General features: G+C 42.6%; 13 protein-coding genes. 3 read left to right on the top strand and 10 right to left on the bottom strand.

Going from position 1 to position 14294, the window contains the following annotated elements:
* Nucleotides 1–153 precede the first annotated feature (153 nt).
* The 3 genes from ACTNBF_RS06525 to rplM form a co-directional block, all read right to left on the bottom strand.
* Nucleotides 154–945 (bottom strand): hypothetical protein, encoded by a 792-nt coding sequence (locus ACTNBF_RS06525; RefSeq protein ID WP_427806970.1) that lies wholly within the window; start codon nt 943–945, stop codon nt 154–156.
* 481 nt (nt 946–1426) lie between these two features.
* Nucleotides 1427–1819, bottom strand: coding sequence for a 30S ribosomal protein S9 (rpsI, locus tag ACTNBF_RS06520; RefSeq protein WP_427806969.1), 393 nt, complete (start codon nt 1817–1819; stop codon nt 1427–1429).
* A 27-nt stretch (nt 1820–1846) separates the two neighbouring features.
* Complete coding sequence (rplM, locus tag ACTNBF_RS06515) at nt 1847–2275, bottom strand: 50S ribosomal protein L13 (RefSeq protein ID WP_427806968.1); 429 nt, start codon at nt 2273–2275, stop codon at nt 1847–1849.
* 306 nt (nt 2276–2581) lie between these two features.
* Here rplM and ACTNBF_RS06510 point away from each other — a divergent pair, with 306 nt between their 5' ends.
* The gene (locus ACTNBF_RS06510; RefSeq protein ID WP_427806967.1) at nt 2582–3886 is read left to right on the top strand and encodes an alpha-amylase family glycosyl hydrolase; all 1305 of its coding nucleotides are present in this window, start codon (nt 2582–2584) and stop codon (nt 3884–3886) included.
* Nucleotides 3887–4034: 148 nt separating this feature from the next.
* Here ACTNBF_RS06510 and ACTNBF_RS06505 read toward each other — a convergent pair whose 3' ends face one another.
* From ACTNBF_RS06505 to tyrS, 4 genes are read right to left on the bottom strand one after another with little or no spacing between them, the layout of a single operon-like run.
* Nucleotides 4035–5729: a glycoside hydrolase family 13 protein gene (locus ACTNBF_RS06505; RefSeq protein ID WP_441088913.1), complete on the bottom strand. Its 1695-nt coding sequence runs from the start codon at nt 5727–5729 to the stop codon at nt 4035–4037.
* 45 nt (nt 5730–5774) lie between these two features.
* The gene (locus ACTNBF_RS06500) at nt 5775–6380 is read right to left on the bottom strand and encodes a Maf family protein (RefSeq protein WP_427806965.1); all 606 of its coding nucleotides are present in this window, start codon (nt 6378–6380) and stop codon (nt 5775–5777) included.
* 4 nt (nt 6381–6384) lie between these two features.
* Nucleotides 6385–6894, bottom strand: a complete 510-nt coding sequence (locus ACTNBF_RS06495) for a flavin reductase (protein WP_441024912.1) — start codon at nt 6892–6894, stop codon at nt 6385–6387.
* Between the two features lie 26 nt (nt 6895–6920).
* On the bottom strand, nt 6921–8147 hold the full coding sequence (gene tyrS, locus ACTNBF_RS06490; protein ID WP_441088912.1) for a tyrosine--tRNA ligase: 1227 nt from the start codon (nt 8145–8147) through the stop codon (nt 6921–6923).
* 489 nt (nt 8148–8636) lie between these two features.
* On the opposite strand from tyrS, the gene ACTNBF_RS06485 reads away from it, so the two are divergent.
* Nucleotides 8637–9863: a permease gene (locus ACTNBF_RS06485; RefSeq protein WP_441088911.1), complete on the top strand. Its 1227-nt coding sequence runs from the start codon at nt 8637–8639 to the stop codon at nt 9861–9863.
* 19 nt (nt 9864–9882) lie between these two features.
* Nucleotides 9883–11010, top strand: a complete 1128-nt coding sequence (locus tag ACTNBF_RS06480) for an ATP-NAD kinase family protein (protein WP_441049426.1) — start codon at nt 9883–9885, stop codon at nt 11008–11010.
* A 76-nt stretch (nt 11011–11086) separates the two neighbouring features.
* On the opposite strand, the gene ACTNBF_RS06475 is transcribed toward ACTNBF_RS06480, so the two are convergent.
* The 3 genes from ACTNBF_RS06475 to ACTNBF_RS06465 all read right to left on the bottom strand — a co-directional run bounded on the left by ACTNBF_RS06475 (nt 11087) and on the right by ACTNBF_RS06465 (nt 14284).
* Complete coding sequence (locus ACTNBF_RS06475) at nt 11087–11965, bottom strand: MerR family transcriptional regulator (RefSeq protein ID WP_441024907.1); 879 nt, start codon at nt 11963–11965, stop codon at nt 11087–11089.
* Nucleotides 11966–12063: 98 nt separating this feature from the next.
* Nucleotides 12064–13272, bottom strand: a complete 1209-nt coding sequence (locus ACTNBF_RS06470; RefSeq protein ID WP_441024906.1) for a DUF819 family protein — start codon at nt 13270–13272, stop codon at nt 12064–12066.
* A gap of 28 nt (nt 13273–13300) precedes the next feature.
* Nucleotides 13301–14284 (bottom strand): dipeptidase, encoded by a 984-nt coding sequence (locus ACTNBF_RS06465; protein ID WP_441024905.1) that lies wholly within the window; start codon nt 14282–14284, stop codon nt 13301–13303.
* Nucleotides 14285–14294 lie beyond the last annotated feature (10 nt).

Genomic DNA, 14294 nt, shown 5'->3' with positions numbered 1-14294 from the left:
TCAAATCACCTCTCTGGCAGCACAAACATTATCAGGAATAATTATAGCATATATCATCGAATCATGACATTTTTCTGAGAAAAAATATGCATAAAATATGCATATCTCAATTCTGTGATTATTCAGTACACCAAAAATAGTCAATTATTATTCTCAAAATTGCAAATATCTGTTTACCAATCCTTCTATCGTTTTTGAATTCAAAATACTCTGTTCTGTTTCAAAAGTGAGAATCAGACGATCCCCCGGATAAATATCATTCTTTTGATAGGACTCTATTTTTCGGACCGCACTTCTTGCATATTCCTGCTTATCCACCATGCCTTCATGTTCCCAGTATATCTCCTTCCCTATTTTCTTCGACAAAAATGTAAAATCAGGATATACAGTACCATATCCTTTCAGATATAAAGGTTTTTCATATTTGTAAAGTATGTTTCTTCGATAAAAGTAATCTGCAAGAATTTTCTCTGACTTCGATCTCACGCGTTCCCCTTTTTCACTCAGAATCACCACAGTTCCTTCCTGAAATCCTTTCCCCTGATATTCTTCCGTATACCATTCATTAAGAAGTTGCTTCCATGTTGCTTCCACAGGCGTAACTAAAGCTTGTCTGTCTGCATGCAAAGATGTAAAAAGTTCCTCGATCTCATCATCTGAATAATCTCTCGTAATTTTCTTAATCTGTTTTAGTCTCGATTCTGCCTTTTTTATCACCGACAAGTTGTAAGTCTTTTGCGCAAGCTTTTGGGGTAAAGATTTGTCTGATTTCGGAATATAGATTCCACTATTATCCTCTGTACAATGGTAATATCTGATTTTATTTTTATCTTTTGAGATTCTTAGATGTCCATCCGGTGCTGTAGACAATCCTTCTTTTGCTTTATTTACAATGTTTTCCAGATATTTCTGCTCCTGTAAAAGCATTTGTTTTAGACCTTGCATATCTTTTCTCCTACTATTGACTTATATCTGATTTCTTGGAATTACAGTCATCCTTCATCGACATCGGAGGTGACTTGTTTTTGATTTCTTAGAATTGCGGTCATCCTTCTTCGACGTCGAGGGTGACTTGTTTTTGATTTCTTGGAATTACAGTCATCCTTCTTCGACGTCGAGGGTGACTTGTTTTTGATTTCTTAGAATTGCGGTCATCCTTCATCGACGTCGGGGGGTGACTTGTTTTTGATTTTTTGAAGTTAAGGTCATTCTGCGACACGGACCGAAGTGACCTGTTTGAAGAATAATTGAATCTACGGTCAATGATCTGACCAAATATGAAGAAATCCCGGAAGCACAATTGCTTCCGGGACAAAATTCTTTTGATATCTTTGAAACAAACTCGAGAAAACTTTGTTTTCTCTTGTTGTCGCTTGAAACAAACTCGAGAAAACTTTGTTTTCTCTCGTTGTCGCTTCGTTCCAAATTAACGCTTGCTGAACTGCGGAGCGCGACGGGCAGCCTTGAGGCCGTATTTCTTACGTTCTTTCATACGTGGATCACGTGTTAAGTATCCAGCTGCTTTCAGAACCGGTCTGTAATCAGCATCTGCTTCAAGCAGAGCTCTTGAAATACCGTGACGGATTGCACCAGCCTGTCCTGTATATCCACCACCGTGTACATTTACTAATACATCAAATTTATCAGCTGTCTCAGTTGCAACCAGCGGCTGACGAACTACAACTTTTAAAGTTTCCAGTCCGAAATATTCGTCGATGTCTCTTTTATTGATTGTGATCTTACCTGTACCCGGTACAAGGTATACTCTTGCGATAGATTTTTTTCTTCTTCCTGTTCCGTAGAATTTAGCATTAGCCATTGTAATATCCTCCTTTCACACCTTCAACTAAAATGTTAAAACTTCCGGCTTCTGTGCCTGCTGTTCATGCTCTGGTCCTGCATATACATGAAGTTTCTTAATCATAGTTCTTCCTAAAGGTCCCTTCGGGAGCATTCCCTTAACAGCCATCTCAATAACTGCTTCCGGCTTCTTAGCCATCATTTCTCTTAATGTAGTTTCTTTCATTCCACCTACATAGTCTGAATGATGATAGTATACTTTCTGGTCTAATTTCTTACCAGTTACTTTTACTTTTGCAGCGTTTACAACTACTACGTAATCGCCTGTATCAATGTGCGGTGTGAATACCGGTTTATTTTTTCCTCTTAAAACTTTTGCGATCTCTGCAGAAAGACGTCCGAGTGTCTGTCCTTCAGCGTCAACTACATACCATTTTCTCTCAATCTTATCTGGATTAGCCATGTAAGTTTTCATTGGTTGACCTCCTATGAATTTCCATTTTTACTAATTATTTTCATTGTAGATTCTATTGGAAAACAATCCACTCCGGGGCTTTGGTGTAAATTGTCTCTTCCTCGTGTCATACTTTATTATTATATTATGGTGCCTTTTCCATGTCAACTGTTTTTTTGATTTATTCCTTATTTTTTTCGACTCCCCGCACAATTCGTTATCGTATATACAATCACAGAAATTTTACGGTAGCCCGGCCATCTGTTCCTATGGTATAATAAGCACATATGAAACCACACAAAAATACAAGAAACGAGGTACTGACACATGTGGGCTTATGAAGGCATTTTTTATCAAATCTATCCGATTGGATTTACCGGAGCGCCGACTTCCAATGACGGCAACGTAGTTCCGAGAATTTTGAAGTTGAAGGAATGGAGCAGTTATCTGCAGGAACTTGGTGTTTCTTCTATATTATTGAACCCGATATTTGAATCGGACAATCATGGATATGATACCCGCGATTTCAAAAAAATCGACTGTCGCCTTGGGACAAACGAGGATTTCGCAGAGGTCTGCAAGGATCTGCATGCACATAATGTGAAGATTGTTCTGGACGGTGTATTCAACCATGTAGGGCGCGGTTTCTGGGCTTTTAAGGATGTGCAGGAGAAGAAATGGGATTCTCCCTACAAAGACTGGTTCTGCATCAATTTTGACGGTAATTCCGCCTATAATGACGGCTTCTGGTATGAAGGCTGGGAAGGGCACTATGAACTGGTCAAACTGAATCTCTACAATCCGGCTGTTGTCGATTACCTTCTGGAATGCGTGAAGGGCTGGGTGGAAGAATTCGATATCGACGGACTGCGGCTCGATGTTGCCTACAGTCTGGAGCGCAATTTTATGAAACGCCTGCGCAGCTTCTGCCAGGAACTGAAACCGGATTTTGCTCTGATCGGCGAGGTATTGTTCGGCGATTATAATCTGATCGTAAATGATGAAATGCTCCACAGTTGTACGAATTATGAGTGCTACAAAGGAATCTACTCCAGTTTCAACAGTATGAATATGTTCGAGATCGCTCATTCTCTGAATCGCCAGTACGGTCCGGAACAGTGGTGCATTTACCGCGGAAAGCATCTGATGTCCTTTGTCGATAATCATGATGTAACACGAATCGCCAGCATTCTGACCAATAAGAACCATCTTCCGCTGGCTTACGGTCTTCTCCTCGGAATGCCTGGAGTTCCGTGTATTTATTATGGCAGCGAATGGGGAGAAGAGGGCGTCAAGGCTCCGAATAATGATTATGCACTTCGTCCATGTTTTGAAGAGCCGAAGCCGAATGAACTGACGGAATTGATCAAGGAATTGATTCATATTCGCACAGGCAGTGATGCGCTTTGTAACGGAACCTATCGCAATGTTGTCCTTACCAACCACCAGCTTGTTTTTGAACGCAAAACGGATTCCGAACGCATGCTGGTTGCAATCAACGCCTCCGATGCACCGTACACCGCACAGAATGGGGAGCTTGGCGGAACGATGACCGATCTGCTGACCGGCGAAGTCATTGAGATGAACGGACATCTGGAGATGCCTCCTTACAGCGTTAAATATCTAAAATAACGAATCCCTTCTTAGCAAAATAGGAATTCAACTCCAAAAGATTCAACAGATCATTTTTGAATATGCATGACAAGATAAAAGGACAGTTGGTGCAAAAACCTTCTGTCCTTCTGTCTGTATTATGTTTTTATAGTCAGCTATTTTCCGGTCAGAGTTCTGCCACAATGAACTGATACGGCTTCAGTGTCAGCAGCCAGCCGTCTTTCACCTTCAGGACTCTTTTCTCGATATTATCCTCCGGATAATTATTGACCAGGATTTTTTTGCTGTCAAACTCCATCGGTATGGTCCGCTCTTCGTTCTGATAGTTGGAAGCTACCAGCAATGTATGGTCTTCATCCTTTCTATAGAAAGCAAAAAGTCTCTTTTCGCCTTCATATGCAGGTATCATCTCTCCATACACAACGGTATTACCATATTCCGGATCTTTGCGGAGACGAATCATTTCTTTATAAAATTCGAGAACAGATCCTTCTCTTCCTTCCTGGTCGGCCACATTGATTTCCTTATAATTCGGATTTTCTTTAAGCCACGGCGTACCATCGGTAAATCCTGCGTGCTCAGTGTCATCCCACTGCATCGGTGTGCGGGCATTATCGCGACTGAATTTCGCAACGATATCCAGTGCTTCCCGCTCGTCATAGCCCTGCTCTCTGGCAAGGCGATATTCTTCGATCGTGCTGATATCATTGATATCGGAAATGCTTTCGAAACGGGTATTTGTCATACCGATTTCCTGTCCCTGATAGAGAAACGGAAGGCCATAAGTCATCATCATAAGTCCTGCCAGCATTTTCTTGCTGATTTCCGTCACTTCTCCTTCCGGAATATAACGGCTTACCCCGCGAGGCTCATCATGATTCTCGATGATATTCGCCATCAGTCCTGTTTTTTGCGACGTAAGTTTACTTCTCATCACCGTATCCCGGTATGCATCCGGGTCCACCGGCTCACAGGCATACCATCCCTTTTGATTTCCGCCAATTAAATGCGGCGCAAAATCAAATATGGATTCAAAACAGCCGTTCTCTCCGATATATTTCTCCATTTCTTCCTCGCGAAAATCAAAAAGCTCTCCTATCGTGAATGCCTGATACGGCGCAAAGGCTTTTTCTTTCATCTCCTGAAGAAATTCATGAACCCCCTGCGCATTTTGGAGCATCAGCGCTGCGCTGCACATTCCTTCTTCACGGTCAGCCGGGAAATCCTGGAAACGAAGATCTTTCTTAATATTGATAATTGCATCCAACCGGAAACCGGCCAAGCCTTTTTCCATCCACCAGCGGATCATTTTATAGATTTCTTCCCGCAGCTTCGGGTTCTCCCAGTTCAGATCCGGCTGTTCTTTCGCGAACATATGAAGATAAAACAGATTCTCATATCCCGGAAGTTTTTCCCAGACACTGCCTCCGAAATAGGAGCGCCAGTTGCAGGGCGGTTGCCCGTCTTTTCCTTCTCTGATATAGAAATATTTTCCGTATTCTCCATACGGATCCTGAAGTGCCTTTTGAAACCATTCATGCTGATCTGAGCAATGATTTACAACCAGATCCATGACGATGTATATATCGCGTTTTTTTGCTTCCTCAAGCAGTTCGTCCATGTCTTCCATCGTTCCAAATGCCGGGTCAATAGCATAATAATCGGATATGTCATATCCCTGATCTACAAACGGAGACTGATAGATCGGGGACAGCCAGATGATATCCACGCCCAGATCTTTCAGATAGTCCAGTTTACCGATAATTCCCCGGATGTCACCGATCCCGTCTCCGTTGCTGTCCATAAAGCTTTTCGGGTAAATCTGATATGCTGTTTTTCCATGCCACCATTTCTTCTTCATCGTATTTTTCTCCTTGTTGCTTACATTTTTCATCCAGTCATACGATCATATTTCCATTTTTTTCAGTTCCTGATACACTCTGGCGATCGGAAGTCCGACAATATTGTTGTAGTCCCCCTCTATTCCCCGAATGTAGATTGCGAAACCGCCCTGAATCCCATACGCGCCTGCTTTATCCATAGGTTCTCCGGTTCCAATATAGTCACGGATTTCTTCCTCCTCCATCGGATACACCGCCACGTGACTGCATTCAAAAAATGTATTCTTCTTCTGTCCTTCATTCGTTTTCGCCAGAAGTGTCACTCCGGTATATACCTGATGCGTCCGGTTCTGGAGCAGGGAGATCATGTGGTATGCGTCTTCCTCACTTTTCGGCTTGCCAAGGATCTCTTTACCGGATGCCACAACGGTATCCGCACCAATCACGACAAATTCTTCATCCGGATGCTCTTTCTCATAGCCTGCGTAGACGTCTTCTGCTTTCTGCGCAGAGAGCTCCATGACAACCTCTTCCGGCACCACAGAGCTGATCGTCTCCTCACAGCTTGATGGGATGACTACATGACGAATCCCCGCCTGTCCCAGAAGTTCCGTTCTTCTGGGTGAAGCAGATGCAAGAACGACCGTGATGTTCTGCTTCCATCTACCCATAGCATTAATCCTCTTTTACGAGTACTTTGACAATTTCGCCCATATACATCGTATGCATATCGCGATCCGGATACCATTTTTCCAGATTCTTGCGATCATCAAAGTTTTCTTCTCCCATTCTCTGATGGAACACCTTACGGCAGACAAAGATCAGACGTGCCTCCGCAATCGCTGACGTTCCGTCTATATAGTACGGAGTCAGTCCCGCATCTTTCATCTTGTCCGTATCTCTTCCGGAAACCTTTCCGCAGAGATTCAGTGCCGGCCTGTATGTTTCCTCAAAAAATGATAAGGTGTAATACTCGCTTCCATCCACAAATTCTTTGGTAAAACGGGAATCACGGATATAGGCTGTCGCAGTCGGTTTTCCCCACATGATTCCGACGCCTCCCCAGCTTGCAGTCATCGTATTGCATTTCGTCTCATCGCCCGCCGTGATCAGCATCCACTGTTTTCCGATCAGATCGAATGGATTTTCTTTCAGTTCTTCCGGTTTTATTTCTCTAAAACTCATCACGTATGCCTCCAGTCCGATATTACTTACGCTTTGTTCACTACTTTACGGAAATTCTTTTTACCGCGTCTCAAGACTTTTCCGTCTCCGTCAAATTCTTCTCTGGCAAATGTTGCTGCGATGTCTGTAACTTTCTCACCGTCCACCGCTGCACCGCCCTGCTGAACGGCACGGCGCGCCTCAGATTTGGAAGGGACCAAACCGCTCTTATGAAGGAGGGTCAGGATGTCGATCTTCCCGTCTGTAAAATCTTCCTCAGTCAGCTCTGCTGTCGGCATATCTGCTGCATTTCCGGAGCTGAACAGCGCACGTGCTCCCTGCTGTGCCTTCTCGGCTTCTTCTTCGCCATGAACCAGTTTTGTCAGTTCATAAGCAAGGATTTCTTTGGCCTTATTCAGCTGGGCGCCTTCCCATTTGTCCATCTCATCAATCTGCTCCAGCGGAAGGAACGTAAGCATACGCAGGCATTTTAACACATCCGCGTCTGCCACATTTCTCCAGTACTGGTAGAATTCAAACGGAGAAGTCTTATTCGGGTCAAGCCAGACTGCACCGGACTGTGTCTTGCCCATCTTCTTGCCTTCGGAATTCAGAAGAAGCGTGATTGTCATGGCGCTTGCATCTTTTCCGAGTTTACGGCGGATCAGCTCCGTACCGCCGAGCATGTTGCTCCACTGGTCATCTCCTCCGAACTGAAGATTACATCCGTATTTCTGGAACAGCATGTAGAAATCATAACTCTGCATGATCATGTAGTTAAATTCCAGGAAGCTCAGTCCGCGTTCCATTCTCTGCTTATAGCATTCCGCAGAAAGCATACGGTTTACGGAGAAATGCGCACCGACTTCACGCAGCACTTCTACATAATTCAGATTCAGAAGCCAGTCCGCATTATTTACCATCAATGCCTTTCCATCCGAGAAATCGATAAAACGGCTCATCTGTTTCTTGAAGCATTCACAATTATGCTGAATCGTTTCCTCCGTCATCATCTGACGCATATCCGTACGTCCTGACGGATCTCCGATCATAGCTGTACCGCCTCCGATCAGAGCGATCGGTCTGTTACCGGCTTCCTGCAGACGTTTCATCAGGCAGAGCGCCATGAAATGCCCTACATGCAGACTGTCTGCAGTCGGATCAAATCCGATGTAAAATGTTGCCTTTCCGTTATTTACCAAATCGCGGATCAGCGGTTCATCAGTTACCTGGGCGATTAGTCCTCTCGCCTGAAGTTCTTCATAAATTCCCATTTTCGTTATCCTCTCTTTCAAAAATTATTTAATCAATTTTTGTTTTTGCGAAAAAAAGCCCCGTCCTTACTTTTTTTCTGTAAGGGCGGGGAATAATCCCGTGGTACCACCTTATTTCACATGCAGCTCGCGCTGTATGCCTCCGTGAGTGACTCTGCCATCGCATCCATCACTGCAGCGGTATAACGTCCGCCATTCCGTCACAGCCTACTTACCTGTTCTCTTCTCTCTGCGTTCGGTGTGATGCTCCAGGATGTATTCATCTCTGACTCTTCCTGCACCTCTCATCAACCGGTAACTTTCTGTTTGAGTCTTGTCAGAAACTACTTCTTCCTATCACAGCATTTAAATATTTCGTCATGGAGTAATACTAACTTATATTTACGGATTTGTCAAGGCGGGTACAATTTCTTTTAGTTATTTTCAAATTATCTATTGACATTCCTCTTCGGGCACCCTTTACCATAAAAAGAAAAGGGGAAATAAGCAATGAATTACCTGAATGCAATTCTTGTTTCTTGCTGCAGCAACTCACTATTTATTGTGTTCGCCATTGCATTCGCCGGATTTATGATCGGCAACATTAAAATAAAAGGAGTTGGTCTGGGTGCTGCCGGTGTTTTCCTTGCAGCCCTCGTATTTGGTCATTTCGGATATGCAGATCAGTCTCTTCTTCATGAAATCGGTCTTATTACTATTGATAATGCAGCCCTGAAGCTCACTATGTCCATGGTCCAGAATATGGGGCTTCTCTGCTTTGTGACTTCAGTCGGCTTCATAGCCGGTCCAAACTTTTTCTGCAATCTGAAGAGAAATGCCAAATCCTATGTTTGTCTCGCCTTTGTGGTCATAGGGATCGGCAGCATCATCTGTATTGCAGTTATCTCTTTGACAAATATTGATTCTGCTATGGCTGTAGGTATTCTTTCTGGTGCTTTAACGACAACACCCGGTTTTGCAGCAGCGCAGGATGTTGTCAGAGCCAATGAAGTGCTTCTGAATGAAGTTACCGTAGGCTATGCCATCGGATATCCTTTTGGAGTAGTTGGTGTTGTCCTTTTTGTCCAACTCATCCCCAAAATTTTGAGGGTAAATCTGGTGGAGGAAAGAGCAAAATTAATTGTCAACTCAGCGAAAGAAAAAGGAAAGGAAAAAAAGAAATACACCGAAATAGACTCTCTCGGTCTATGCGCGTTTACCCTTGCTATTATTTGTGGCATTCTTCTTGGGAAAATCTCCATTCCACTTCCGGGAGGTGCCACCTTCTCACTCGGTAATACCGGCGGTGCTCTTCTTATGGGATTGCTCTTTGGACATTTCGGCCATGCAGGTTCGCTGAGCATGAAGCTTTCTCATGGTTTTTTAGAATCATTTCGTGAATTCGGATTGATGATGTTCCTGATCGGTGCCGGTGTACCCGGTGGTTCCGGATTTGTAGATATCATTCACAAATATGGAATGATATTGTTTATTTACGGAGCACTTATGACGCTTCTGCCTCTCATCATCGGATTTTTATTTGCGAAACATGTTGTAAACTTGTGTCTCCTGGACAATCTGGGTTCTCTCACAGGCGGGATGACAAGCACGCCTGCACTTGGTGTACTGATACGCTCCTCCGGTACGGATGATGTGGCTTCTTCATATGCATCAACCTATCCAGTAGCACTCGTACTAATTGTCCTGGCATCACAGTTCATCGTCACATTCTTATGATAAAAGGAGATTGCGATCTATGAAAGCGAAAATTGGACTTATCATAAATCCAATTGCAGGTCTTGGAGGAAAGGCCGGTTACAAAGGCAGTGACTGCAGGGAGCATTTGGAACACGCACTGCAAAATGGTTATCAAAAATGCTCTGCCATAAGAGCGAGAGAATGTCTGCGGCATATTCTTGATATCAAGCAAGATTGTATACTGTATGCACCGGCAGGAGAAATGGGTGGAAATATTCTTACAGAACTTGGAATCCCATATCAGGAAATCTGTTCTGCAAAACTTATCACTTCACGTTCAGACACACTGGACTGCCTGAAGCTTTTTCTGGAAAATGATGTGGATTTAATCATATTTTGTGGCGGAGATGGCACCGCCAGAGATCTTTGCAATGTGATTGGGCTACAGAAACCGGTAATCGGGATCCCCGCCGGTGTCAAAATGTATTCCGGATGTTTTGCAGTTAATCCTTCTATTGCAGGAGGACTTCTTAGGAACTATATTATAGGGAAACCTTTGAGACAAGAACTGAGAGAAGTTATGGATATTGATGAAATTTTGCTCGGACAACCTCACATCAGCCCTCATCTTTATGGATATCTTCAAATGATTAATGAAGGCCAAAAACTTCAGGGTCCTAAAGCTGCTTTTGTTTCTTTACCTGAAGAAGCAGAAATCCTAGCCGATTATTTTGCCTCTTCAGTAGCCAAAGATACTCTATACATAATAGGTCCGGGAAGTACAACCTACCAAATCAAACAAAGATTATGCGGTGCTGGAACACTTATCGGTGTAGATGCCATTTTGAACGGAAAACTCATCCATAAAGATGCCGATGAAAATGCACTAAAAGATCTCACAGAACATACAGAAAAAATCAGGATTATCGTTACCTGTATCGGTGGTGCCGGTTTTGTATTCGGACGTGGGAACCAACAGATCAGTCCTGTAATTCTTTCCCGCGTGAGAAAAGAGAATATTTGTCTGGCAGTCACCAAGAGTAAACTCATTAGTCTCAAAGGGCGCGCAATGCTAGTGGATACCGGCGATCAGGAAACGGATCACTATCTCTGTGGATATTATAAGATCCACTTCAGCGACACAGAATCCACTGTTTATCGTATTGAAAATATGCCGAACAACTAACCCTCTATAGATCAAAATTTGACACATGGTAGTTTTTAATGTACCATGTGTCAAATTTTATGTTCTTATAGATATATTAAATGATGCTTCCTTTAAGCGGAACATAAACCCGTGTTACATATTTTCTCTGATCATTCGTCATTGTCACTCCGCATATATAATCTTCAAATGAACACTTCTCTACCTCATATCCATTGTCTTTCGCCCATATTTCCAATTCTTCATAGCATTCTTTCAGGCTCGGATAACATCCCACATGCAGTGTTGTAATAGCCTGAAATTCTGGTATATATCTGCAAGATACACAATCTTTGCTGTCAGCGATTCCAAAGAAGACTTCCAGATCTCCATTCATGTCCTCCTCTTTCTCGCTAAACTGTTTCATATAACCGCCATGGAAGATTGCAGTCAAGTTCCCCGTTGTTGTCAGCCGATACTCATCAATCATTCGATACAATTCCGCCCGTCTTCCAATAAACAAGCTGTTCGCATTCCAATAACTGACATATCTTGTATAAGCTACTTTTGTTTTTGGAAATGTCACAACTTCAAACTTGTGCAAATTTTGTTTCGTATAATTCATCCGATCAAGTGCCTCAACCGTTTCGCTTGCCCTCATGAATGTCTGAACCGTCTGATCATATCTGTTCATTGCCTCTAATAAATCTAGCTTTGCCAACTCCATTTGCCGCTCCATCTTTTTCCGGAGCAATGGAATATTTCGTTCTTTTAGAATTTCTGCAATATCAACCAAAGGCAAATCTGTCTTCTTCAGCTCTTTAATCAGTAGAATTTCTTCAATCTGTGTTTCACTGTAATAGCGGTAACCGGTCTGTTCGTCTTTATAGAAAGGGCTCACGATGTCTTTTTCATCGTAATAGCGCAATTGTTTCTTTGTCACATTACATATTTTTGCTATTTCGCCAATACTATATTTACTTTCGTCTCTATCCAATAAGTCATTCTCCTCTTTCTAAGCGGACAATAAACGCACCCCCAAAGCTGTGTTTATTGTCCTTAAGTAACACTATATATCTATTTTTCTACACCCAATTACCTTCCAAGGAAAGTCCCAACAAAAATTCCATAGTAATTACCAATTACGTATCCAAGCGTACCGACCAGAAGAGACGGAACCACCATAGACTGCCATCCTTTTGCAATTGCATAGGCAGCTGCCGTTGTAGGGCCTCCGACATTGGCATTAGAAGCAACACAGATTTCCTCAATACTGAACTTGAAGATCTTACCAAATACAAGTGAGAAAATCATGTTCATACCTACGATGATTGCGCAGAATACAAGCAGCAATGGAGCTTCTGTAATAATAAGATAAATAGAAGCCGGGACTCCGATAACTGTAAAGAAAATATGGATCAGGAATGTACCAATTTCCTGTGCTCCTGCGATTTCTCCGATGAAATCCGGCATTGCAGTTGCCACTATCATTGTAAGAGTTGTCATGATCAGGTATTTATTACCAATTAGCCCATTCAGCAATGCAAGTGCAAAATTTGTTGTCGGGATAACTGAAGAGATAAAATCAGCAAGTGCTGTTGATACTGCAACGATTGCAAATGATACTGCCAGGGCTTCCGCAATATCAAGAAGTGCAACCGGTTTCGCCTTCCAGAAGTTGGCTGCCTGATTCTCATTATCACCTTTCTGAGTTCTTGCTTCAATCTCGTCAATATATGGATGTTTGTATTTCTTCAGGAAGAACTGCATCGTAGGAATTGCAATCAATACAAAGAAATACAATGCCATTAAAAGGTTGTCCGCAACAACTGCTGCTGCAGATGTTGTATCGCTTGCACTAAATGCTGCTTTCATTGCTGCCAGGTTAACACTTCCTCCCGTGTAAGTACCAACCATCATAGCTGCAATTGCATGCAATTCGTCAATTTTCCCTTTGAAAATATAATATGCGAGGAATCCGCCTATAACAGTACCTACACCACTAATCAAATAAATTGCTAGCATTCTTCCGCTTTCTTTCCAGATTTTCTTAATATTTGCTTTGAAAAGAAGCAGTGGTACTGCCAATGGCACTACATAAGACCATACAAAATCATAAGCCGGTGCGTCTACCGGAATAATTCTGAAGTTTGAAAGAATCATCGCTCCAATCAAAGCAATCACACATCCTGTCACTTTAGATGCCCATTTAAATCTCTGTTCCATCCAGATTGCCAACGCTGCGATTACTACTAAAATTGCAAACAGCGCCCATGTATTATCCGCACTAATTAATGTACTCATAAACCTCTACCTTCCTTTTTCCTCTATCCTATTTCCATACTTCTTTGAAAACACGATAAAAATTCTTGTAAGCAACTGCTTCGAGCTGTTCCTGACTATATCCACGTTTTCTCAATACTTCCAGTATGTTCTTTGCTTCAGCCTCATTGGAAATACCTTTTCCGCTTGGTGAATCAAGATGTCCGCTGAAAGAACTAAGCGTTTCTCCGCCAAGATAATCGTCAAAATCAAACCCAAGTCCAATATGCTCAATACCAATCAGATCCGCGATATACTCTATATGATCAGCCAAATGCTCAACATCCTGCTTCTCATACTCTTCTGCAATGAACTCTCTCATACTGTTCATGCCAACCAGTCCGTTCGTGCCAGCAATTGCTTTTAACATGTCATCTGTTAGATTTCTCATAGCAGGGCATACTGCTCGTGCATTAGAATGTGATGCAATAATCGGTCCCTGCGCCAGATCAATAACTCCCCAGAAACATTTGTCATTCAGATGTGATACATCCATGACCATACCCAGATCCTGGATTCTTTTTACTGCTTTCTTACCAACATCGGTAAGTCCCCGATTCACATCAACCGGCCATCCTGTAGCCAGAGCATTTGCTTCATTCCACGTCAGCATAGCATGTCTTACACCGACTTCATGATAGAAGTAGTCAATTTGATCAATATCTTCCCCAATCTGACTCAATCCTTCCATACCGGTAACCACATTAATCTTTCCTGCCTTTGTTCCTTTTTCAAAATCTTCAAATTTTGTGACAAAGTTCAGAATATCTGCCGCATCAACCATTTCCTGTTTGATACTGGTTACAATCTGTTTTGATCTTGCTGCCGGATCTTTGTCATTTGGCGGATCGATCCAAATCACAAAAATCCCTCCTGTTACATGTCCTTCCCGGAACTTGTTTAAGTGATATTTACGAAAAATATCCCTTTCTCCATGATCCATAACATGGCAGGTAACGTCTGTCCATATATCACCATGTCCATCAAAAATCATTTTTCTCCCT

The organism is Bariatricus sp. HCP28S3_A4, from assembly GCF_052066395.1.
Classification (GTDB): domain Bacteria; phylum Bacillota; class Clostridia; order Lachnospirales; family Lachnospiraceae; genus Allocoprococcus.
Note: the sequence above shows the minus strand (reverse complement) of the source record. Positions and strands in the feature narration are given on the sequence as shown.

Bases quoted from the DNA above. Each gene is read 5' to 3' on its own strand.
- ACTNBF_RS06525 (WP_427806970.1), bottom strand. From the start codon at position 945: ATGCAAGGTCTAAAACAAATGCTTTTACAGGAGCAGAAATATCTGGAA.
- rpsI (WP_427806969.1), bottom strand. From the start codon at position 1,819: ATGGCTAATGCTAAATTCTACGGAACAGGAAGAAGAAAAAAATCTATC.
- rplM (WP_427806968.1), bottom strand. From the start codon at position 2,275: ATGAAAACTTACATGGCTAATCCAGATAAGATTGAGAGAAAATGGTAT.
- ACTNBF_RS06510 (WP_427806967.1), top strand. From the start codon at position 2,582: ATGTGGGCTTATGAAGGCATTTTTTATCAAATCTATCCGATTGGATTT.
- ACTNBF_RS06505 (WP_441088913.1), bottom strand. From the start codon at position 5,729: ATGAAGAAGAAATGGTGGCATGGAAAAACAGCATATCAGATTTACCCG.
- ACTNBF_RS06500 (WP_427806965.1), bottom strand. From the start codon at position 6,380: ATGGGTAGATGGAAGCAGAACATCACGGTCGTTCTTGCATCTGCTTCA.
- ACTNBF_RS06495 (WP_441024912.1), bottom strand. From the start codon at position 6,894: ATGAGTTTTAGAGAAATAAAACCGGAAGAACTGAAAGAAAATCCATTC.
- tyrS (WP_441088912.1), bottom strand. From the start codon at position 8,147: ATGGGAATTTATGAAGAACTTCAGGCGAGAGGACTAATCGCCCAGGTA.
- ACTNBF_RS06485 (WP_441088911.1), top strand. From the start codon at position 8,637: ATGAATTACCTGAATGCAATTCTTGTTTCTTGCTGCAGCAACTCACTA.
- ACTNBF_RS06480 (WP_441049426.1), top strand. From the start codon at position 9,883: ATGAAAGCGAAAATTGGACTTATCATAAATCCAATTGCAGGTCTTGGA.
- ACTNBF_RS06470 (WP_441024906.1), bottom strand. From the start codon at position 13,272: ATGAGTACATTAATTAGTGCGGATAATACATGGGCGCTGTTTGCAATT.
- ACTNBF_RS06465 (WP_441024905.1), bottom strand. From the start codon at position 14,284: ATGATTTTTGATGGACATGGTGATATATGGACAGACGTTACCTGCCAT.